Source organism: Type-E symbiont of Plautia stali, from assembly GCF_059731115.1.
In genome coordinates this window covers 434968-456484 of record NZ_AP035906.1, presented here as the reverse complement: position 1 = coordinate 456484, position 21517 = coordinate 434968, and the positions used below count along the sequence as shown (strand labels likewise).

General features: G+C 56.1%; 17 protein-coding genes. 8 read left to right on the top strand and 9 right to left on the bottom strand.

The window, feature by feature from the left end:
- Positions 1 to 52: 52 nt before the first annotated feature.
- From AC6I8L_RS01980 to AC6I8L_RS01970, 3 genes are all read right to left on the bottom strand, one after another.
- Positions 53 to 1264: an MFS transporter gene (locus AC6I8L_RS01980; RefSeq protein WP_058962223.1), complete on the bottom strand. Its 1212-nt coding sequence runs from the start codon at positions 1262 to 1264 to the stop codon at positions 53 to 55.
- Between the two features lie 110 nt (positions 1265 to 1374).
- Positions 1375 to 2265 carry a LysR family transcriptional regulator gene (locus AC6I8L_RS01975; protein ID WP_034826801.1) on the bottom strand — a complete coding sequence of 297 codons (891 nt, stop codon included), beginning with the start codon at positions 2263 to 2265 and terminating at the stop codon, positions 1375 to 1377.
- Between the two features lie 179 nt (positions 2266 to 2444).
- A complete protein-coding gene (locus tag AC6I8L_RS01970; RefSeq protein ID WP_034826803.1) occupies positions 2445 to 2813 on the bottom strand; it encodes a helix-turn-helix domain-containing protein in 369 nt (122 codons plus the stop codon).
- A 291-nt stretch (positions 2814 to 3104) separates the two neighbouring features.
- On the opposite strand from AC6I8L_RS01970, the gene AC6I8L_RS01965 reads away from it, so the two are divergent.
- From AC6I8L_RS01965 to AC6I8L_RS01955, 3 genes are all read left to right on the top strand, one after another.
- Positions 3105 to 3764 (top strand): response regulator, encoded by a 660-nt coding sequence (locus tag AC6I8L_RS01965; protein ID WP_034826805.1) that lies wholly within the window; start codon positions 3105 to 3107, stop codon positions 3762 to 3764.
- Positions 3761 to 5119 (top strand): sensor histidine kinase, encoded by a 1359-nt coding sequence (locus AC6I8L_RS01960; RefSeq protein WP_034826807.1) that lies wholly within the window; start codon positions 3761 to 3763, stop codon positions 5117 to 5119. The genes AC6I8L_RS01965 and AC6I8L_RS01960 overlap by 4 nt, the downstream gene beginning before the upstream one ends.
- A 445-nt stretch (positions 5120 to 5564) precedes the next feature.
- Positions 5565 to 6431 (top strand): nucleoside-specific channel-forming protein Tsx, encoded by an 867-nt coding sequence (locus AC6I8L_RS01955; RefSeq protein WP_034826809.1) that lies wholly within the window; start codon positions 5565 to 5567, stop codon positions 6429 to 6431.
- Positions 6432 to 6546: 115 nt separating this feature from the next.
- On the opposite strand, the gene yjdN is transcribed toward AC6I8L_RS01955, so the two are convergent.
- Both yjdN and AC6I8L_RS01945 read right to left on the bottom strand, forming a co-directional pair.
- Positions 6547 to 6978, bottom strand: coding sequence for a VOC family metalloprotein YjdN (gene yjdN, locus AC6I8L_RS01950; protein ID WP_034826811.1), 432 nt, complete (start codon positions 6976 to 6978; stop codon positions 6547 to 6549).
- A gap of 78 nt (positions 6979 to 7056) precedes the next feature.
- Positions 7057 to 7959: a LysR family transcriptional regulator gene (locus AC6I8L_RS01945; RefSeq protein WP_034826814.1), complete on the bottom strand. Its 903-nt coding sequence runs from the start codon at positions 7957 to 7959 to the stop codon at positions 7057 to 7059.
- Between the two features lie 114 nt (positions 7960 to 8073).
- Here AC6I8L_RS01945 and AC6I8L_RS01940 point away from each other — a divergent pair, with 114 nt between their 5' ends.
- From AC6I8L_RS01940 to AC6I8L_RS01925, 4 genes are all read left to right on the top strand, one after another.
- Positions 8074 to 9387 carry an amidohydrolase gene (locus AC6I8L_RS01940; protein ID WP_058962222.1) on the top strand — a complete coding sequence of 438 codons (1314 nt, stop codon included), beginning with the start codon at positions 8074 to 8076 and terminating at the stop codon, positions 9385 to 9387.
- Positions 9384 to 10823, top strand: a complete 1440-nt coding sequence (locus tag AC6I8L_RS01935; RefSeq protein WP_058962221.1) for a M20 family metallopeptidase — start codon at positions 9384 to 9386, stop codon at positions 10821 to 10823. The genes AC6I8L_RS01940 and AC6I8L_RS01935 overlap by 4 nt, the downstream gene beginning before the upstream one ends.
- A 223-nt stretch (positions 10824 to 11046) precedes the next feature.
- Positions 11047 to 12567 carry a p-aminobenzoyl-glutamate transporter gene (abgT, locus tag AC6I8L_RS01930; protein ID WP_058962220.1) on the top strand — a complete coding sequence of 507 codons (1521 nt, stop codon included), beginning with the start codon at positions 11047 to 11049 and terminating at the stop codon, positions 12565 to 12567.
- Positions 12568 to 12755: 188 nt separating this feature from the next.
- The gene (locus AC6I8L_RS01925) at positions 12756 to 14165 is read left to right on the top strand and encodes an MFS transporter (protein ID WP_058962219.1); all 1410 of its coding nucleotides are present in this window, start codon (positions 12756 to 12758) and stop codon (positions 14163 to 14165) included.
- Between the two features lie 161 nt (positions 14166 to 14326).
- Here the strand turns inward: AC6I8L_RS01925 and AC6I8L_RS01920 are convergent, their stop codons facing one another.
- From AC6I8L_RS01920 to AC6I8L_RS01910, 3 genes are read right to left on the bottom strand one after another with little or no spacing between them, the layout of a single operon-like run.
- The gene (locus AC6I8L_RS01920) at positions 14327 to 15646 is read right to left on the bottom strand and encodes a c-type cytochrome (RefSeq protein ID WP_058962218.1); all 1320 of its coding nucleotides are present in this window, start codon (positions 15644 to 15646) and stop codon (positions 14327 to 14329) included.
- Positions 15647 to 15657: 11 nt separating this feature from the next.
- Positions 15658 to 17442 carry a GMC family oxidoreductase gene (locus AC6I8L_RS01915; RefSeq protein ID WP_058962217.1) on the bottom strand — a complete coding sequence of 595 codons (1785 nt, stop codon included), beginning with the start codon at positions 17440 to 17442 and terminating at the stop codon, positions 15658 to 15660.
- Positions 17443 to 17444: 2 nt separating this feature from the next.
- Positions 17445 to 18179 carry a gluconate 2-dehydrogenase subunit 3 family protein gene (locus AC6I8L_RS01910; RefSeq protein WP_058962216.1) on the bottom strand — a complete coding sequence of 245 codons (735 nt, stop codon included), beginning with the start codon at positions 18177 to 18179 and terminating at the stop codon, positions 17445 to 17447.
- Positions 18180 to 18473: 294 nt separating this feature from the next.
- Here AC6I8L_RS01910 and sbmA point away from each other — a divergent pair, with 294 nt between their 5' ends.
- Positions 18474 to 19709 carry a peptide antibiotic transporter SbmA gene (gene sbmA, locus AC6I8L_RS01905; protein ID WP_034826847.1) on the top strand — a complete coding sequence of 412 codons (1236 nt, stop codon included), beginning with the start codon at positions 18474 to 18476 and terminating at the stop codon, positions 19707 to 19709.
- An 87-nt stretch (positions 19710 to 19796) separates the two neighbouring features.
- On the opposite strand, the gene AC6I8L_RS01900 is transcribed toward sbmA, so the two are convergent.
- Positions 19797 to 21440 (bottom strand): dihydroxyacetone kinase subunit DhaK, encoded by a 1644-nt coding sequence (locus tag AC6I8L_RS01900; protein ID WP_058962215.1) that lies wholly within the window; start codon positions 21438 to 21440, stop codon positions 19797 to 19799.
- Positions 21441 to 21517: the final 77 nt, after the last annotated feature.

Genomic DNA, 21517 nt, shown 5'->3' with positions numbered 1-21517 from the left:
CGCATCGTTATGAAGAAGCTAAAGGTTGTTCGAAGCGCCATACCTGTCGCCGTTACGGCTTCTTTAACACCCGCGCATTTAACAGCGCGCACAGCGCCATGATCACACAGGTCGCCAGAAACACTGGCCGCATGCCGAAAGCACCACCGACAAACCCGCCAAATAACGGACCTGAGACCTGACCGACATACTGGGCCGAGGTCGAATACCCCAACATTTTCCCCACCTGCCCTTGCGGCACATTGTGGCGAATCAGCGCCGTCACGCACGGCATCAAACCGCCCAACGCCATGCCCATCAGAAAACGCAGCACCACTAATTGCCAGGCTTGAGTAATAAACGCCTGCGGGATTAACAACAGGGCACAAACGACCAGGCCGTAAACCAGCACGCGGCCATGCCCTACCCGATCCGCCAGGCGCCCCAAACGCGGCGCAGAGAGAATACTGCCCAGTGCAGCCGCCGCCATCACCACGCCCGCCGTCACCGTAATCGCATGATCGCCCTGCACGAACTGACCGATATACAGCGTGATAATCGGTTCAATCGACATATTGGCAAAAATCAGCAGCATGCCGGACAGCCACATCAGTCGCACCAGTGGCAGATTGACCGGCTTCTCACTCTCATCGTGAGTTTGCACCGTCTTTTTACCCGGCTGACGCGGCGCTTCTTTTAATAAAAAGGTGGTGGCAAGGAAGGCGAGGAAAATCACGGCGCCGGTCAGCCAGAAGGTATGGCGAATGCCAATCAGCGGTGGCAACACCCCGCCCAGCAGTGGCCCCACCACGTTGCCCGCCATAATGCCGGAAGACAACACGCCCAGCGCCCAACCGGTCTGCTCTTTTGGCGTTTGCGCCGCGACCATGATGGTTGAACCCGATGCGTAGCCCCCCAATAATCCCGCCAGCAAACGCAAGGCAACCAGTTGCCACGGCGCCGTCGCCATGCCAATCAGCGACATGGCAATCGCCATTCCGAGGCTGGCACGAATCAACATCAGTTTGCGGCCATAGCGATCCGCCAGTTTGCCCCACAACGGTGCGGTTAACGCGGCGCTGAGGAAAGTGGCACCATATGCAGCACCCGACCAGCGCGCAATCGCGGCAGGTTCCTGCACGCCAAGTTGCTGCACATAGAGTGGCAGAAACGGCAGCAGCAACGTCATCGCCACAATGGTGCTGAACGAACCCAGCACGCAGACAAACAAATTACGTTTCCAGTGTTGCTGCTCAGGCGCTAACACTGTTGATGATTGCGACATAGTCATTCCCTGTTTTTGCTTTTTTAGCAGGCTAACAGCGGAGCACGACATAAAACAGGGAGAGAGAGATATTTGCCAACCAGCGTAATATTGTTGTCAGGCAACAACAATTAACTGCCGCTCAAGGCATTAATTAACGCATCACACAGCAACGTCACGGGGGATGAAGGTTGCGGCTGCTCTTTGAGCAGCAGATAACTGTGTAAACGATCCATTTGCCACTCAGGCAACACCTGTTGGATCTCGCCGCGCCCCAGCGCCTCTTGCGTCATATACGCTGGCAAATAAGCGATGCCGGTGCCGGCCAGCGCCGCATTCAGCAGCGCCATGCTGTTATTGGCGCGGAAACGGCTATGCACATCCAACGCCAGCCGCTGTTTATCGCGGCGAAACGGCAGTGCGGCAGTATGCGCGGGACCGTGGAACAGCAACAAATCGTGACGTGTCAGGCGCTCTGGATGGTCGATAGCGGGATGCGCTGCCAGATAATCCGGCGTGGCATAGAGTCCCCACTCGATGGTGCTCAGTTCGCGATAATTAGCGACTTCCGGCGCGCGCGCACGAATCACGATTGCCACATCCGCGCTGGGCTGCGGATCGTCACTGGTGGTGAGGTCGAGATCGACATTGATATGAATATGACGGCGGATAAAGTCATTTAGAGTGGGGACGACGCACTGGCAGCCATAGGTGATTGGCGCCTGTAAGCGCACATTACCCGCGGGCAGTTGATGAACCTGCTGCACAAACGCATCGGCGCGGTGCATCTCTTCCAGCATGCGGGTACAAAACGGATAGTAAGCCTGACCCAGCTCGGTCAACGCCACTTTCCGCGTGGTGCGCTGCAGCAGTTTGATGCCGAGTCGCACTTCCAGCCGCGCGATTTCGCGACTGACATGCGATTTAGAGACACCTAAGGTTCGCGCGGCTTCGCTAAAGCTTTGCCGCTCAACGACGCGCGCAAACAGCATCATGGCGGTGAGATTATCGCTGTTGTCCATGTTCTCTGGTGGTTAACAAACTGAGAACAGCAGCTTAAAAGTAAAAGCCGCAATAAGCACCGAATTTAATCAGCGAACGGGGTGGAGCGGCGTAATTTATCGCGCAATCCCTTCGCGATTTACTGCGCAATAAATTGCGCCGCTACGTCTACTTTGCAGATCACTATCAGCGTCATCAATCAACTGGCCACCGCCAGCGGGAACAACAAACGTTCCTGTTCAACGCGGCGCTGACGACGCAATTGACCCGGCGTGACGCTGAAGTAGTTCTTAAAGGTGCGGGTATACGCCTGCTGCGTATCAAACCCGTAGCTCATCGCCACCTGCAGAATCGCTTCATCGCTGTTGATCAGCGTGAGCGCGGACTCAGTCAACCGGCGCTGACGGATGTACTCTGCCAGAGAAAAACCGGTGTGCTGACGGAACAGACGTTGCAGATGCCAGCGGGAGTATCCCGAGCGGCGTGCTACTTCATCCAGATGCAAATCGTGCCCTAAGTTGTCTTCAATCCAGTCCAGCAAACTACGGATAAATTCGCGCTGATTCATGGGAATCTCCTGCTTCGACAATATGTCCAGTGCAGTCACTGTAGCGCGTTAAATTTATCCCTTAATTAGCAGAAAATTAGCGCAGAATTAGCAAGGGGGGAAATGGGTGCTCCGCCTGAATAAGTCCAGCGGCAGAAAGGCAGCAAGAGCGTGAATCCTCAGGCTCTTATATAAGTCAGTAATGGGGGGGAACGCTCGCAGCTAACGCATCTGCAGCGGGAAGTATGACGGAGGGTAATTCTGGCCTAATTATCTGGCGCTACACTGCGTCCATCAGTTTGGGAGAACACTATGCGTGTGCTGCTGGTAGAAGATGATGAAATGATTGGCGCCAACTTGCAGCAGGCGCTGGAAGCGGCGGGCTGGTCGGTGGACTGGGTGCGCGATGGCGTATTTGCCACCAATGCCTGGGCCGAAGGCGGTTATACCTGCGTGCTGCTCGATCTCGGTTTACCGCGTGAAGACGGTATTCACGTATTGAAGCGTGCGCGTACGCGTGGCGATATGACGCCCGTGCTGGTGCTGACTGCGCGTGACACCGTGCAACAACGCATTCAGGGACTCGACAGCGGCGCCGATGACTATTTGCTTAAACCCTTTGATCTGCAAGAGGTACTGGCGCGCATGCGTGCAATCACCCGACGTCGTCACGGAGCGGCGGATTCCCTGTTAGGCAGTGGCGATGTGCAGCTGGATATGATGACGCGCGAAGTGCTTTACAAAGGCCAACGCGAACAGCTAACCGCCCGCGAATATGCCCTGCTCTACGCTCTGCTGGAGCGACCAGGTGCCATACTGTCACGCGAACAATTAGAGAACCGCATTTACGGCTGGGGTGAAGAAGTCACCAGCAACGCCGTTGATGTACTGATCCACGGCATGCGCCGCAAGCTCGATAACGAAGTGATTCGCAACGTGCGCGGTTTGGGCTGGCGAGTACCGGCAATATGAAACCTTTCACTTTTATGCGCTCCCTGCGTAACAAACTGCTCGCCACGCTGGTGCTGCTGCACCTGGCGATGATCGGCGGCGTCACCTGGTATTTCTACCATTGTTATGGCGACATGATGGGCACCATGAAGGACGATCAGCTCGCCAAGATTGCTGATGCCTGGTCCTCCAGCCAGCGTATGCCTGCGCTGATGCCAATGGTGATGCAGCAAGAGAAGCTGAAGAGCACCTACATCGTTCAGCTGTGGGACACCAATAATCATCTGCGTGCCAGCTCATGGCCTGCTTTACAGGCGCCGCTGCAGGCAAAAAAAGGCTGGTCCGATTTAAAAGTCGGCGACTGTGGCGATGACTGTGACTGGCGCGTGTATACCCGTCCCGGCGAACTGGGCAGTGAAATCGGTAATATTCAGGTTTTACACAACATCGGCTACATGAAAAGTTTGATGGTGAAGCGGGTGCTGTCCGCCATCATTCCCTTAATGCTGATGATGCCGCTGTCACTGCTGGTGATCTGGCTGGTAGTACGTGCCATCACGCGAGATTTGCGCGTTGCCTCGCGACAGATTGCCGCACAAGAAACAATGCATCCACACTCGGTATCGCCGGATGGCTTACCGGATGAAGTGCTACCGCTGGTGGCTGCTTATAACTCTCTGCTCGATAAGCTACGGGCAGCCTGGTCATCGCAGCGACAGTTCCTTGAAGATGCGGCACATGAACTGCGCACGCCGGTTACCGCCGTCACCTTGCAGCTGGAGAATCTGCGCCAGCATATTCAGCCTGGTGAAGCCAGTCGCCAGTTTGATCAGCTGGAAGCCGGCGTCACGCGGACGCGCCATCTGGTGACGCAGTTGCTGAATATCTCGCGCCAGGAAGATCAGTCAGTGGTGGCCACGGTGGAAACCATCCAGCTCGATGATTTGCTGAAAGAGAGCATCGAGCAGTTGATGGTGGTCGCCGATAAACGCGGCATTGATATCGGTTTTAATGGCACCACGCACTATCGCCTGCACGCCAGCCGTTCCGATTTGCGTAGCCTGTTTGATAACCTCATCGGCAACGCGATGCTGCACACGCCGGAAGGCAGCCTGGTAGATGTGCTACTGCATCGCGTGGGCAATCACACCGTGGTGGATATCGTCGATAACGGGCCGGGCATGCCGGAGTCCTTTATCGAACGCGCCTTTGATCGCTTCACCCGTTCGCCAGATGTACAGGCGCAAGGCAGCGGTTTGGGTCTGTCGATTGTGCGCAGCGTAGCGCAGAAGCATCAGATGCAGGTCGCGCTGTCGAACTGCCATAACGCCCAGGGACAAATCTCCGGCCTGCAGGTGCGTGTGACCTTGCCATAACCGACGTGTCGCTACCGCCTTGAATATCCAGCGCGGTAGCGGCACAACGTATTGCGTCTTTTCCTCATCTAAATCGCCCTACACGATGAACCACGCATTTTTCGCCGCCAAATTTTAAAGGCGCACGATAAATCGTGCCGCTACATTCTTTTTCTGCATCTGACATTTTTGCGGTTGTACGCGACAACGTAAACGGTTGCGGGGTTCCGTTCGCCACACGGCATTTATGTGATCAAAATCACATATTCAGTGAATCAAAATGCAACACATTTTGACAAACGTGATCAAAATCTATTTCCTATCGCTCTGTTACAGGCACATTACGCACATTTGAAAATTCGGCGATTCAGACCGGATAAAAACAACACACGGCCCATCCCCTGGGATCGATTTCACTCGATTGCGGCGCAACCGCAGCAATCACTAGCATGTGGTTAATAAAATAATGAAATTTAAAGCATTGATAGCAGGGGCCTTACTGGCCAGCAGCTGGACCGGCGCGGCACAAGCGGCAGACAGCGATCCGCAGTATCTTTCAGACTGGTGGCATCAGAGCGTTAACGTCGTGGGCAGTACGCACACCCGCTTCGGGCCGCAGTTCAACAATGACGTGTATCTCGAATACGAAGCCTTTGCTAAAAAAGACTGGTTCGATTTCTACGGCTATGCGGACTTGACCAACTTCTTTGGCGTGGGTAACAGCAACGCTAACGGCATTTTTGACCACGGTTCGCCGCTGTTCATGGAAATTGAGCCACGTTTCTCTATCGATAAACTGACCGGCACCAGCCTGGCGTTTGGTCCGTTTAAAGAGTGGTATTTCGCGAACAACTATATCTATGACATGGGCCGCAACGCTTCACAGCGTCAGAACACCTGGTACATGGGTCTGGGTACCGACATCGATACCCACAGCGATATCGGTCTGTCATTGAACGTGTATGCCAAATACCAGTGGCAGAACTACGGTGCAGCGAACGAAAACAGCTGGGATGGTTATCGCTTCAAAGTGAAATACTTTGTGCCGATTACCGATCTGTGGGGCGGCAAGCTGAGCTACATCGGCTTCACCAACTTCGACTGGGGTTCAGACCTGCGCGATGAGACCGGTCCATCACGTACCAGCAACTCGATCGCGTCCAGCCACATTCTGTCGCTGAACTACGATCACTGGCACGTTTCTACCGTGGCACGTTATTTCCACAATGGCGGTCAGTGGGCGGATGGACAAGAGCTGAACTTCGGCAACGGTCCGTTTGAAGTGAAATCAACCGGTTGGGGTTACTACCTGGTCGTGGGTTACAACTTCTAATTAGCTAGATCCTTAGCGGCGCAATTTTCGCGCGTTACTGAAACGGCAATATCGCTATCAGAAACGCATTAAATTGTGCCGCTACGTAGGCTGACCGGCTGTAAAACCCTGCCCGTCAAATCTGCGGCTTATAGGCATTCACCATCCACGGCACGCCGAACTTATCGGTAAACATGCCGAAACCGTGCGCCCAGAACGTCGGTTCCCACTTTTTCGTCACTTCCCCACCCTCTGACAACGCGTCAAACCAACGTTTACCCTGCGCTTCATCTGGCGTGGATAGACTCACGGAAAATCCGGCATAACTTGCCTGCTGTGCACCGTCGCTCATCATTAATTCACCCTGCCCGATGCGCAGATGGGCATGCATGATCTGTTCAGGCGAGAAGGTCACGCCAGAGGGGCAACCTTCATCTTCGACGGTGGTTTCATCGGGCATATCGCCAAAGGTCATTTTAAACAGCAGTTCGCCGTCGGTGGCCGCAAGATAGAAGGCTATCGCCTCTTCACAGCGACCGTTGTAAAACACATAAGGTGTAATTTGCATGGTCAGTTCTCCACAATTGGAACGTCCAGTGCAAGTGTAGTGCGCAATAAGTAATCAGCTGCGAGCCAGGCCGCACTCTTACCTTTGTTGACAATAGCGGCGGAACAGCTGAGCCATATACGCGCTCATTGGGGTCAGCGCCGTGTCTTTCCGCTGGATCAAATAGAAGGTGGCTTTGGGTAGCGGATCGTCAAGATCGAGGGCAATGAGCTGCCCACCGTGCGTCGGATCTTCGATCACATCGCGCGAGATGATGCTGACAAAATCACTTTTGGCGACCAAACTGGTGCAGGCCATAAAGGTTTCGCAGGTCACCACGATCTTCGGTGCCATACCGCGCTCGCCAAACAGATCGTGCAGCAAGCGGTAATAACTGCCCTGCGGGGTCGGCATGGTCCAGTCGCAGTGCTGCAACTCATTCAGTGAGCGGGCATGCGCCATCGGATGGCCTTTACGCATCACCACCTGATAGTCACGCTCCATTAGCCGCTCAAAAATCAGCTCCTGATCCAGATGATGTTGATCGTAGGTATTAATGGTGAAATCCAGCGCGCCCTGACGCAGTTCATGCACCATCGACACCAGTTGCCCCTCAACGATACGCACCTTCACCAGCGGGTATTCACGATGAAACTGAGTGATCACCTGCGGCATGATAGTGCGCGCAATACTGCCGCCCACACCGATATTCACCCGCCCCCCTGCCAATCCCAATCGCTGCTGAATATCCTCCTGCGCCACGCGCAATTCTTCCAGCACCAGACTGGCATGACGAAAAAAGTTATCACCGATATCCGTTAGCGTGACGCCTTGCTGACGACGTTCGAACAAACGTGCGCCAAGCGCCAGCTCCAGTTCCTGAATCGCTTTGGTCAGCGCAGGCTGTGAAAGTCCCGATAAGCGGCTGGCAGCGCGAATACTGCCCTGGCGGGCCACATCGACAAAAGCGCGCAGCTGATGAAGTTTGAGGTTGGCAGGCATGATTTTTGTGATAACCGTTGTTTATCAGTGACAAGATATTCGCATCTTATGCGCACCAATACCATTGTGTAGATTCGGGATAATGCATAAAAAACCAACACAAAGGATATGCCGATGAAAAACCTCTCCGACCTCGTCAACGCGCGGATTCCGCAGATGCAAAGCTGGCGTCGCGACCTCCACCATTTTGCCGAATCGGGCTGGCTGGAGTTCCGTACTGCAACGATAGTGGCCGAAGAGCTGCATCGTCTTGGTTATCAGCTCAAGCTCGGCCGCGACGTGATCGATGCCGATGCGCGCATGGGCTTACCTTCTGACGAGGTGCTGGCACAGCAGGAAGCCCGCGCACTGGAACAAGGCGCACTGCCACAGTGGATCTCACATTTCTCAGGCGGCTTCTGCGGCGTAGTCGCCACGCTGGAGACCGGTCGTCCCGGCCCGGTGATGGGCTTCCGTGTCGATATGGATGCGCTGGACCAGAACGAAAGCCGTGATGCCGACCACCTCCCTACCCGTGAAGGATTTGCCTCCTGCAACCCCGGCATGATGCACGCCTGCGGTCACGATGGCCACACTACCATCGGTCTGGCGCTGGCGGGCGTGTTGATGGAGATGAAAGATCAGCTCAGCGGCACGATTAAAATTATCTTCCAGCCTGCCGAAGAGGGCGTGCGTGGCGCTAAAGCGATGGTGGCCGCAGGCGTGGTGGATGATGTGGATCTGTTTACCGCTATCCATCTCGGCACAGGCGTACCTGCTGGCGAAATCGTTTGCGGCAGCGACAGCTTCCTGGCCACCACCAAACTGGACGTCAATTTCACTGGCGTCGGCGCGCATGCGGGCGGTAAACCAGAAGAGGGTCGTAACGCCTTGCTGGCCGCCGCGCAAGCTACACTGGCGCTGCACAACCTGCCACAACACAGCGGCGGTGTCGCACGCGTCAACGTAGGTGTGTTGCAGGCGGGATCCGGACGCAACGTGGTACCCGATTATGCCCTGATGAAAGTGGAAACCCGTGGCGTCAGCAATCAGGTTAACGATGACATCTATCAGCAAGCCCTGCGCGTGATTTCCGGCGCGGCGGCGATGTATGGCGTTGAGTACGACATCAAACTAATGGGTGGCGCACGCAGCTGTACCCCAAGCCAGCCGTGGGTCGATTTTATCCACCAGCAGGCCGATGCCATGGGGATTTTCACCTCGGTAGTGGATACCAAAAAGCAGGCGGCGGGTTCGGAAGATGCCACATACATGCTGGAGCGCGTGCAGCAGCGTGGCGGTCAGTCATCCTATGTGATCTTTGGTTGCGATCTGGCGGCAGGCCACCACAACGCGAAGTTCGATTTTGACGAAGCGATCATGGCTACGGCGGTGCAAACCCTTGCGACGCTGGCGCTGAACCAGGCACAGTTTGGAGGTCAGCGATGAGCCATCACGATTTTATCGATCGTTACATCAACGAAAACCAGCCGCGCTTCACCGCCCTTAGCGATGCCATCTGGGATGTACCGGAAACCCGCTTTGAAGAGACGCAATCCGCCGCCATTCTGGCCGATGCGCTGGAGCAGGAAGGCTTTGCCGTCGAGCGTGGCGTCGGCAATATCGACACCGCCTTTATCGCCAGCATCGGCAGTGGAAAACCGGTGATTGCTATCCTCGGTGAGTTTGATGCGCTGGCCGGTTTGAGCCAGCAATCAGGCTGCGCCACACCACAACCACTGGTGGAAAACGGCAACGGGCACGGCTGCGGCCATAATCTGCTGGGCACCGCCGGACTGGCCGCGGCCTTCGCCATCAAGGCATGGTGGGCGGAGAACAGCCAGCGCGGCACGCTACGCTTTTACGGTTGCCCAGGCGAGGAAGGCGGTTCTGGCAAAACCTTTATGGTGCGCGAAGGGCTGTTTGATGACGTGGATGCCGCTGTCACCTGGCATCCTGAAGGCTTCAGCGGCATGTTCAACCTCAGCACGCTGGCCAATATCCAGGCCGCATTTCACTTCAAAGGCGTGGCCGCGCACGCCGCTAACTCGCCGCATCTGGGCCGCAGTGCGCTGGATGCCGTCACCCTGATGAACACCGGTGCCAATTTCCTGCGCGAACATATCGTGCAGGAAGCGCGCGTGCACTACGCCGTGACCAACACCGGCGGCGTTTCCCCCAATGTGGTGCAAGCCGATGCCGAAGTGCTGTATCTGATCCGCGCGCCAGAACTCGATCAGGCACAGGATATTTATCAGCGGGTGATCAATATCGCCAAAGGCGCGGCCCTGATGACCGACACCACCATGACGGTGCGCTTCGATAAAGCCTGCTCCAACTATGTGCCGAATCGCGTGCTGGAAGCGGTGATGGAGCGCAACTTGCATCAGTTTGGCTTGCCCGAGTACAGCGCGGAGGAGCAGCAGTTCGCCGCCGAGATTCGTGCCACGCTAACGAAGGATGATCTGCGCAATGCGCGTTTGAACGCAGCGCGCACCGGCGGCGAGGCAGGCGTGGCATGGACCGAGGCGCTGGGCGACAAAATTTTGATGGATGAAGTGGCACCGTATGCCATAACGCGCGAGCTGCTGTATGGCTCAACCGATGTCGGCGATGTGAGTTGGATGACGCCAACCGCGCAGTGCTTTGCGCCTTGCTTCGCCTTTGGTACCCCGCTGCACACCTGGCAACTGGTGGCGCAGGGCCGCACTTCGCTGGGCCACAAAGGCATGTGTCTGGCCGCCAAAGTGATGGCCGCCACCGCGCTGACCTTGTTGCAGGATGAAGAAGCACTGGCGCGCTGCCGCGAAGAGTTCCAGCGCGTGCGCCGCGAACAGCCCTACAGCTGCCCGATTCCGGCAGATGTGACGCCATCAAAATTATAAAAGCCTTAGCGGCATAAAAGATTCAATCCGGCGCAAACCCGGATGCAGTAACCCAAAAATAAAAACTAAAGCTCCAAATAATTCGAGTCGCAGTAAGGCGGCAAGTGCGGGCAGCTCCAGGAGCTGACATCAGTCAGTGACGGGGGGGCCCGCACGCAGACAACGCATCTGCGGCTTGAAGTATGACGGGCGCAAATACAACAGACATGACGAGGAATAACCGATGGAAGTGACCACGGAGAACCGCAGCCCAGGGAAGCTGTTTAGCTGGATTGAGCGGGTCGGCAACAAAGTGCCCAACCCGTTCTTACTGTTTGTCTATTTGATCGTGGTATTGATGGTCGCCACCGCGATTATCAGCTACTTCGATCTGGCAGTGAAAAATCCCACCAATGGCGAACTGGTACGGGTAAACAACCTGCTGAGCGTGGCCGGGATTCAATGGATTCTGCCTAACATCATCAAAAACTTCAGCGGCTTTACCCCGCTGGGCTCGATTCTGGCGCTGGTGATTGGTGCGGGTCTGGCGGAGAAAGTCGGCCTGCTGCAATCGCTGATGGTGAAGATGGCCTCACGCGTGAGCCGCCGCTACGCCAGCTATATGGTGCTGTTTATCGCCTTCTTCAGCCATATCTCATCGGATGCCGCACTGGTGGTGATGCCACCGCTGGGCGCGCTGATCTTCCTCGCCGTGGGTCGTCATCCGGTGGCGGGTTTACTGGCGGCTATCGCGGGTGTCGCTTCCGGCTTTACCGCCAACCTGCTGATCGTTACCACCGACGTGCTGCTCTCCGGCATCAGTACCGAAGCGGCGAAAGCGGTGAGCGATACCGTGCACGTGAGTGTGATCGATAACTGGTTCTTTATGGCCAGCTCGGTGATTGTGCTGACGATTGCCGGTGCCATCCTTACTGATAAGTTTGTCGAGCCGCGTCTTCCTGCGTGGAACGGCGGCAACAACGATCGCCTGCCGCCGCTGACCGCGCTAGAAAATCGGGGCCTGCGGGCTGCGGGCATTGCCGCGCTGGTGTTTATCGCCCTGATGGCCCTGCTGGTGGTGCCAGAACATGCCCCCCTGCGTAACCCGAAAACCGGCGGCATCATTCCTTCGCCGTTTATTCAGGGCATTGTGCCGATCATCATCCTGTTCTTCTTTGTGGTGGCGATTGCTTACGGCGCCGTGACAAAGCAAATCCGTCGGGCCGATGACATCCCGCAGCTGCTGGTGGATCCGATGAAGAGCATGGCGGGCTTTATTGTGATGGTGTTCCCGCTGTCGCAGTTTGTCGCCTTCTTTAACTGGAGCAACATGGGCAAATTCATGGCGATCGGTCTGACCGATATGCTGGAAAGTGCCGGCATCAGTGGCGCGCCCGCGTTCCTAGGTTTGATGTTCCTGTCGGCATTCTTGTGCATGTTTATTGCCAGCGGCTCAGCCATCTGGTCGATTCTGGCGCCAGTGTTCGTGCCGATGTTTATGCTGCTCGGATTCCATCCGGCCTTCGCGCAGATGATTTTCCGTATCGCGGATTCTGCCGTATTGCCCCTCGCGCCGATGTCACCGTTCCTGCCGTTGTTCCTTGGATTCCTGCAGCGATACCAAAAAGATGCGCAACTTGGCACCTATTATGTGCTGATCTTCCCGTATCCGGTGGTGTTCTTTATCAGCTGGATCATCCTGCTGCTGGCATGGTACGCACTGGGTTTACCGATTGGACCGGGCGTTTACCCCAGCCTGCATTAATCGCATCGCCATGGACGGCGATCACACTTCTGTGAACTGCAACGTAGATTGCGAAAATGTCACCGTTGCCCCTCTCGGCAACCCGCGATGAATTGATTATCCTGCTATTCCTTCGCTTGCTAACGGTTAATTATTTTTAAAACCCATAAAACCGTGCGAGTTCTGCAAACACCGAGGTTTATCCACTAATGACAACAATCACTTCGACAGGGATGGCGAACGATCACATCGCAGCGGATCGCCGCACCTTAGCCGGGCGCATCGATGCACTGCCCTCATCCGCAGGCTTATGGCGTTTTATTACGCTGCTGGCGCTGGGCGGTTTTTTTGAGCTCTACGATCTGTTTGAAACCGGCTATATCAGTTCTGGTCTACTGGCTGCTGGCGTGTTTCATACCGGCTCGGAAGGGGTCTTCGGCATTGCTGACCAGGCTGCCTTTGCTTCTGCCACTTTCCTCGGCCTGTTCGTCGGCGCCAGCCTGCTAGCCCCATATGCCGACCGCTTTGGTCGCCGTCTGACCTTTATGTGCGCACTGGCATGGTATGGCGTGTTCTCGCTGTTGATGGCCTTCCAGCAGAGCGCTGAAATGATCATCCTGTTCCGCTTCCTGGTCGGTATCGGCCTCGGTGTTGAGCTGGTGACCATTGATACCTATCTGTCCGAATGGGTGCCTGCTCATCTGCGCAGCCGCGCCTTTGCCTACTCTTTCTTTATCCAGTTCCTGTCGGTGCCTGCCGTGGCGCTGATGTCATGGTGGCTGGTACCGCAAACTATTCTCAACCTTGAAGGCTGGCGCTGGGTGGTGATCGCCGGTGCGGTTTGCTCGCTGGTGATCTGGCTGATTCGTAAAAACCTGCCGGAATCGGCGCGCTGGCTGGCGCAGCAGGGCTGTCATCAGGAAGCGCATAAGGTGCTGAGTGAGATGGAAAAACGCTGCGGGATTGCGCCGGGCGAAGATTTCTCTGACAGCGATGCCGCAGCAGCGTTGCCAAAAAAAGGTCGCTTCAGCGAGATTTGGTCCCCCGCTTACCGCAAGCGTACACTGATGCTGGTCGTGATGAACTTCTTCCAGGCAATTGGCTTCTTCGGCTTCGGTAACTGGCTGCCTGCACTGCTGTCCGGCAAAGGCGCAACGGTGACCCACAGCCTGCTGTATGCGTTCTTTATCACCCTGGCTTATCCGCTCGGCTCACTGATTTGCAGTCGCTACGCCGATAAGCTCGAGAACAAATGGCAGATCGTTTTCTCCTCCCTGATGACCGTGGTATTCGGCACGCTGTTCGCGCTGGCAACCAATCCGGTGCTGATGATCATCTGTGGCTTCCTGATCACCTACAGCAACGCGTGGCTGACCATTAGCTACCACGCCTATCAGACCGAGATTTTCCCGACGCATATTCGCGCGCGTGCGGTCGGCTTCTGCTACTCCTTTAGCCGCCTGTCGACGGTATTCAGCAGCATTTTGATCGGCATTATTTTGCAGTACGCCGGCAGCCAGGGCGTGATCGTCTTTATCGTGCTGAGCATGCTGATGGTGATGCTGTCAGTGGGGATTTACGGTCCGAAAACACGCGGGCTGGATTTGGAGAATATTTAACAAGACGTAAGGAGTCTTGATATCCAGCGGTAAGTAACGGGTGATAACGCAGTCTGGAGCCGCTTAGGGTCTGGCGTTTTGTAAAAAGGCCGCCAATGATGAAAATGGCGGCCCTATCTGGTTAAAGCGGTACGCAAATTTGCGCCCCGCTTTATGTCACTTTACTGCCCTTCCAGCACCTTAATGTCCGCGCTGCCCTGCTTCGACTCGACCGCTTCATCCTTGCGTAGCTTCGCCACATCCTTCGCCGTCACCGACGACTTCACGCCATTACCCCAGCTGCCGCGAATGAAGTTCACCACATCCGCCACCTGGTTGTCGTTCAGACGCCAACCGAATGCCGGCATGGTGATGGCTGACGGGGCGCCCTGCACGCCAGGCAAGGTGCCGCCCACCAATACGATGTGTATCAGCGAGGTCGGGTCCTCCGCCATGACGACCGGGTTGCCGCGCAGTGCCGGGTAGAAACGTTGATAACCGCTGCCGTCGGTCTTATGACAGGCCGCACAGCTATCGACATACACCGAAGCACCTGGCTGGCTGTCATCGCCCTTCCACAACGCTTTGGCGACCGCATCATCCTGCGTGAACACCGTCTGGCTAGCGTCCTTCGCGCCCAGCGACTTCAGATATTTGGCAATCGCGCTGATATCTTCATCGTTGAGATATTGCAGGCTGTGCTGCACCACGTCGGTCATGCCACCAAATACGGCGGTGTGATCGTTGCGGCCAAAGCGCAGGAACTGCTTCAGATCGTCTTCGCTCCAGCGGCCTAAACCATCACGGTTGTCACCGCGCAGATTGCTGGCGGTCCAGCCATCAATCGGTGCGCTACTGCCTGACAGGTAATCATTGCCTTCGCCGTTGGTCAGCGCTTTTTCCTGCATGGTGATGCTACGCGGTGTATGGCAGGCACCGCAGTGACCCAGACCTTCCACCAGATAGCGACCACGAGCTAGCGCCGGATCTTCCTGCGCGGCGGGCTGGAACGCTTTCACGTCTGGCGCGAAGATGCCACGCCAGATGGAGAGCGGCCAGCGCATCGACAGCGGCCAGGGAATGTCGCTGTCTTTGTTGGCCTGCGCCACCGGCTGTACGCCATGCATAAAGTAGGCATACAGCGCCTGCATGTCTTCATCGCTGACTACCGCGTAGGACGGATATGGCATCGCCGGATAGAGCGTCTCGCCATTTTTCGCCACGCCATGACGCACCGCTTTCTGGAAATCGTCGTAGCTGTAGTCACCAATACCGGTGGTTTTATCCGGGGTGATGTTAGTGGAGTAAATGGTGCCAATTGGCGTCGCCATCGGTAAGCCACCGGCAAACGGCTTGCCGCCCTCGGTGCTGTGGCACGCCACGCAGTCACCCGCGCGTGCCAGATACTCACCGCGCTTCACCAGAGCGTCCGAACCTGCTTCGTCCGCCACTGCGGCGAACGTCATCGTGCCCAGAAACAGGGCCAAAATGCTTTTGATCATCGCCGTGTTCCTTATGCCTGAACCAGGGGGCCGGGGTTCTTCAGATACTGTTCGCGGATAGCTTTAGCTGACCAATAGCTCAGCGCCGCCACCATGCCGGTTGGGTTATAGCCGAGGCCCTGCGGGAACGCAGAGGCACCTGGCACAAACACGTTAGGCACATCCCAGCTCTGCAGATAACGGTTCACCGCACTGGTTTTCGGATCTTCACCCATGATCGCACCGCCGCTCATATGCGTGGTCTGGTACACGGTGGTATCGAAGTGAGAGCCTGGTCCTTTGGCGCCACCGATGATCATTTTCGGGTTCATCGCTTCGGTGATCTTGCGCATCTTACCGACCATAAACTGCGCCATCTTGATGTCGTTGTCCTGCCAGTCAAAGGTCATGCGCAGCAGCGGCTGGCCATAGACATCTTTGTAGTTCGGATCGAGATCGAGATAGTTGGCGCGATACGACTGGTGCGCGCCGTGCGCATCCATCGAAATATGATGGTTATAGGTATCAGCCACAGCGGCTTTCCACTGGCTGCCCCAGTTTGGCGTGCCTTTCGGCGTCGGCAAACCGGAGATCGGTTTGGTACCCGCCTGGTTCACCCAGAACGGGGAGCCGCCAACAAAACCATGTGGGCCGTGGTCGAAGTTGTCTGCGTTGAAGTCATCCACTGCCACGCCCGCACCGCCCGCACCAATAAACGGGTTGGTGGTGGTGTTTTTGTCGAACAGCGCTTTCAGGGTCGAGATGTTCTGATAGGCGAAGTTACGGCCCACCACACCTTCGTTGCTGATCGGATTGTACGGTTTGCCAATACCCGAAAGCAGCATCAGATGCACGTTGTGGAACTGGAACGCAGACAGGATCACCAGATCCGCTGGCTGCACCACTTCACGCCCCTGACCATCCAGATAGGTCACGCCGGTGGCGCGCTTCTTGTCATCGGTCAGATTGACGCGCAGCACGTAGGAGTTGTTACGCAGTTCAAACTTCGGCTCCTGACGCAGCGCGGGCAGAATATTCACGTTCGGCGAAGCTTTGGAGTACATGTAGCAGGCATAACCGCTGCAGTAACCGCAGAAGTTGCACGGCCCCATCTGCGCACCATAGGTGTTGGTATACGGGCCAGAGGTGTTGGCTGACGGCATATCATAGGGATGATAACCCACTGATTCAGCAGCCTGGGCAAACAACTGTGCCGAGTAAGTACGCTTCTGTGCAGGCAGTGGGAAAGCACTGGAACGATCCGGCGCGTAAGGGTTACCGCCTTTCTCTTTGCCTTGCAGCTGGCCTTTGATCGACCAGGCGCTGCCGGATGTACCAAATACTTTCTCAGCCTGATCAAAGAACGGCTCCAGCTCATCATAGCTGACGCCGAAATCCTGAATGGTCATGCCTTCCGGGATGAAGTTTTTGCCGTAGCGCTGCTCGTAGTGGCTGCGCAGGTTCAGCTCCACCGGATCGACACGGAAATGCACGCCTGACCAGTGCAGACCTGCACCGCCGGTGCCGGTGCCCGGCAAAAACGCCGCCAGCTGACGATACGGCACCGCAGTTTGCGAGGCATCGTGACGGATGGTCACGGTGCTTTTCGACAGATCCTGGAACAGCTTTTTACGGATGTTATAGGTCAGTTCATCAATCGACTGCGGATAGGATCCATCAGGATAGGTATCACGATGTGGACCGCGCTCCAGCGCCACCACCGTCAGACCGGCTTCGGTCAGCTCTTTCGCCATGATGGCTCCGGCCCAGCCGAAACCCACCACCACCGCGTCTACTTTTTTCAATTCATTTGCCACGGTTACGCCCTCTCCCCGCGAATATCCACTGACGGGAACGGATAACGTTCACCGCGCTCCACCCAATCCATAAAGTCGGCACGTGCGCCAGGGAAGCCAATCAGCTTCCAGCCCACCATGCCCTGATTTCCACCGTGGATCGGATCGCTGAAGTAACCCTCGCGGGTGTTCTGCAGCAGGAAGGAGAAGAAGGTTTTGCTATTGAGCTGCGGGAACTGTGCCTCACCGCTCTCAAACGTGGTCAGCAGTGCGTCCTGCTGTTCGCCGGTTAGCTCAGCGAACACTTTGCCGTGCTGCTTTTTGCTCCAGCCATCGGCATCGGCCAGACCCAGACGATAAATCTGCTGCGGCACCAGCGGAGACTGATAACCCAGCTCTTTAGGCAGATCGGGATTGAACGGCCCCTGCATATACCAGTTGCTGCCGGTGGCATACGGCGTGTTCATCTGACGATCGATAAACTCCGGCACACCGGCTTCCAGTGCGCCAGGCCCGCGTTCATCATTGGGGATCAGGCGCGCCACTGCCGCGGTGATAAAGGCGAACTCTTCCGCCGTAAACCAGCTTGGCTGATAAGCGCGTGCTTGTTGAGGTGCGACGGGTTGCTCTGCTGCTCCTGCGGCCATCGGCACCACTAACGCGCCCATTGCCGAACCGCCAACGGCCATGGCTGGCGCCAGGGTGATGGTTCTCAGCAGAAAGTCCCTGCGACTGTGACCATTTTTTTGTTCTGACATGACATTGCCTCATTACCACATGAATGCGGTATGAAAGTTAACTCGTTGCGTTGTATTGTTTTTTAGTTGTGGCTTAAGGGATACAGCGTCACTGTTACCGGTAACAGTGCGTATAGTGTAACACCACAACTGTTATTAATTTAGTTTCTCGAAACAAATGCGCACAAAATACTTAACAAGTCATGGTGTCGCTTTACATCGCAGCAGGGATGCTGTCATCGTCAGATACAACCCACAACAGACAAAGCACTGTCTGACGCGGTATAAAAGAGTACACACAACAGCGGAGTGCCTATGTTTAAGTCCTACTTTCCGCGGCCAGCGCTGTTTTTCAGCTCGGCCGCGATTTGGAGTTTGATTGCGATTTTTGCCTGGTTTGGCTTTTTCAATGATTTTCCAGCACGCTGGCCTGCGCTACAGGCCGCAATGCAGCAGCCATTGCCAACCAATGCCAGCCGCTTTATTCATGCGAGCCAACTGTGGTTTTATGCCTATTACTGGATCGTCGCAGCGATTTTCGCCCTTGCATGGAAGGTGATCGATAACCATCCGTGGCAGCGCTGGTCAGTGTGGGGCGCAGCATTGATCATCTTTGTCACCTGGTTTGGTGTGCAGGTCGGCGTAGCGGTCAATGCCTGGTATGGTCCATTCTATGACTTGATTCAAAAAGCCTTAACCAAAGCCGGGTCGGTGCAGATTGCTGAATTTTACCAGCAGGTTCTTGCCTTTTTAGGTATCGCATTGATTGCGGTGGTGATTGGCGTGATGAACTCATTCTTTATCAGCCACTGGGTGTTCCGCTGGCGCACCGCGATGAACAATTACTACATGCACAACTGGCAGCGCCTGCGCCATGTGGAAGGTGCCGCTCAGCGTGTGCAGGAAGACACCATGCGATTTGCCAGCACGCTGGAAGATTGGGGCGTGAGTTTTATTCAGGCGATCATGACGCTGGTAGCGTTCCTGCCGGTGTTGATCACCCTGTCACATCACGTGAAAGATATCCCGCTGTTAGGCAATATCCCGTATGCGTTGGTGATTGCGGCGGTGCTGTGGTCGGTGTTTGGCACCGGACTGCTGGCAATCGTCGGGATTAAGCTGCCAGGGCTGGAGTTCCGCAATCAACGTGTGGAAGCGGCCTATCGTAAAGAGCTGGTGTATGGCGAAGACAACGCCGATCGCGCGTCACCGCCGACGGTGAATGAGCTGTTTAGCCGCGTGCGCTTTAACTATTTCCGTCTCTATTTCCACTATCTCTATTTCAACATCACCCGCATTCTCTATCTGCAGGTCGATAATGTGTTTGGGCTGTTCCTGCTGTTTCCATCGATTGTTGCCGGGACCATCACACTCGGTTTGCTCAACCAGATTACTAATGTGTTTGACCAGGTGCGCTCATCGTTCCAGTATCTGATCTCCTCCTGGTCAACACTGGTCGAACTGATGTCGATCTACAAACGTCTGCGCAGTTTCGAGCAGATTCTGTCGGATATCCCGCATCAAGAGATGATGCGCGAGTCGGCGGAGTAAGGTTGTTGTAGCGGCGTTATTTATTGCGCATCTGTCAGCGGTTATATCGCTAGGTGTGCGCGATAAATCGCGCCGCTACCCTTCTCATCAATCAGCTGCTAACACCGCAAACACCTTCTCCACCGCGTACGCACCCGGATCTTTCACCCCATCCAGACTCTGCTGATTCAGATAGGCCGAACGGCCCGCTTTGGCGCTCTGCATTTGTGCCGTGGCATCGGCGCCTTGCTGAGCGGCTTTCGCGGCCGACGCCAGCGACTCACCCGCCACTAACGCTTCCAGTGCCGGCTGCAGTGCATCCACTAACGTACGATGCCCCGGCTGCGCGCCACCGTAATGCTTCATGCGCTCCAGACCATGCATTAAGGCCTGCGGCAGTGCGCTGCCCTCTTCCAGTTTTTGCCCGGCGCTGGTGAACAGAATCGACATCAGTACGCCGCTTGAGCCGCCCATCACCGTGGCCAGTTGCTCTCCGATCAGCGCCATCAGCGTTGGCAACTCATCCAGCGGCAGTTGCTTGTCGCGCAGGCCGCGCTGAATCTTCTTCGCACCTGCCGCAAAGGTTGAGCCGGTATCGCCGTCGCCGACTTTGGTATCCAGCGCGTTAAGTTCGCTTTCCAGATCGATTAAGGTCTGCGTCACGCGCTCAACGTGTTTTGCCACTTCAGCGTTGTCGGACGGATCGAAATCCAGCACGCTGCCGACTTTTTCCGCGCTCTGCAAACTGATCGGAGCGAAATCATAGACCGGCACCCAGCCCAGCACCTGCACCGGCGCATTGAGTGCCTCAAGGAAGGGTTCCTCCAGCGCCAGCAATGACAGCGAGAAGCCTTTCATATCTAAAGCGCTGACCAGGGTTGCCGGACCGATAAGGTGGGTAACCCGCGCCGCCAGTGGCGATTGCAATACTTCGCGCGTCAACACCGCCAGCTCCAGCTGGGAGAAGCCGCCGAGGTTGTTGATCAACAGCAGCGCCTGTTTGCCGTCTGGCAGCGACTGCGCCAGCTTATCGGTCATAATACTGCTGATTTTTCGACTATTTTGGGTATCCAGTGTCACCACGCCCGGTTCGCCGTGGATGCCCATGCCCAGCTCGCTGTGGCCCGCTTCGACACGTTCATCACGCTTTTCGCCCGGGATATGGCAGGTAGCAAACGCCAGCCCAAGCGATGAGGTGGCGTCTATGGCACGCTGCGCCAGCGCTTTGACTTCATCCAGCGATTGCCCCTGCTCGGCAGCAAAACCGGCGATCTTATGCACCAGCACGGTTCCAGCGATGCCGCGCGGTTGAGGATTTTCGGGCAGCGCAATATCGTCCTGCACCATTACCAACTCGACGTTGTAGCCGAGATTTTTCGCTTTCTCCGCCGCCAGCCCGAAGTTCAACCGGTCGCCAGTGTAGTTCTTCACAATCAGCAGACAACCTGCATCGCCCGTGACATTGATGATGGCATTGAGCACCGCATCGACGCTCGGTGAGGCAAAGATATCGCCGCACACCGCCGCCGTGAGCATGCCTTTGCCGACAAAACCGGCGTGCGCCGGTTCATGGCCCGATCCGCCGCCGGAGATCAGCGCCACTTTGCTCTTATCCCAATCTGTGCGCACCACCACGCGGATCTCATCACCGAGATCGAGGCGGCTCAGGTTATGCCAGGGCGTGCTCAGCAAAACCCCTTCGATAGCTTCGTTCACCAGATCGTTTTTCTCATGCATAAAAAACTGGCTCATTGCTTCCTCTCCATTGGTGTTGTCGAGGTAAAAGGTAGCGTATATCGCGGGGCGAGCGGGGAAGGAAAGTGCGGAAA

Coding starts and splice junctions, on each gene's coding strand:
- yjdN (WP_034826811.1), bottom strand. CDS start 6,978: ATGCAAATTACACCTTATGTGTTTTACAACGGTCGCTGTGAAGAGGCG.
- AC6I8L_RS01900 (WP_058962215.1), bottom strand. CDS start 21,440: ATGAGCCAGTTTTTTATGCATGAGAAAAACGATCTGGTGAACGAAGCT.
- AC6I8L_RS01975 (WP_034826801.1), bottom strand. CDS start 2,265: ATGGACAACAGCGATAATCTCACCGCCATGATGCTGTTTGCGCGCGTC.
- AC6I8L_RS01925 (WP_058962219.1), top strand. CDS start 12,756: ATGACAACAATCACTTCGACAGGGATGGCGAACGATCACATCGCAGCG.
- AC6I8L_RS01960 (WP_034826807.1), top strand. CDS start 3,761: ATGAAACCTTTCACTTTTATGCGCTCCCTGCGTAACAAACTGCTCGCC.
- AC6I8L_RS01965 (WP_034826805.1), top strand. CDS start 3,105: ATGCGTGTGCTGCTGGTAGAAGATGATGAAATGATTGGCGCCAACTTG.
- AC6I8L_RS01940 (WP_058962222.1), top strand. CDS start 8,074: ATGAAAAACCTCTCCGACCTCGTCAACGCGCGGATTCCGCAGATGCAA.
- AC6I8L_RS01970 (WP_034826803.1), bottom strand. CDS start 2,813: ATGAATCAGCGCGAATTTATCCGTAGTTTGCTGGACTGGATTGAAGAC.
- AC6I8L_RS01955 (WP_034826809.1), top strand. CDS start 5,565: ATGAAATTTAAAGCATTGATAGCAGGGGCCTTACTGGCCAGCAGCTGG.
- AC6I8L_RS01935 (WP_058962221.1), top strand. CDS start 9,384: ATGAGCCATCACGATTTTATCGATCGTTACATCAACGAAAACCAGCCG.
- sbmA (WP_034826847.1), top strand. CDS start 18,474: ATGTTTAAGTCCTACTTTCCGCGGCCAGCGCTGTTTTTCAGCTCGGCC.
- AC6I8L_RS01920 (WP_058962218.1), bottom strand. CDS start 15,646: ATGATCAAAAGCATTTTGGCCCTGTTTCTGGGCACGATGACGTTCGCC.
- AC6I8L_RS01945 (WP_034826814.1), bottom strand. CDS start 7,959: ATGCCTGCCAACCTCAAACTTCATCAGCTGCGCGCTTTTGTCGATGTG.
- AC6I8L_RS01980 (WP_058962223.1), bottom strand. CDS start 1,264: ATGTCGCAATCATCAACAGTGTTAGCGCCTGAGCAGCAACACTGGAAA.
- abgT (WP_058962220.1), top strand. CDS start 11,047: ATGGAAGTGACCACGGAGAACCGCAGCCCAGGGAAGCTGTTTAGCTGG.
- AC6I8L_RS01910 (WP_058962216.1), bottom strand. CDS start 18,179: ATGTCAGAACAAAAAAATGGTCACAGTCGCAGGGACTTTCTGCTGAGA.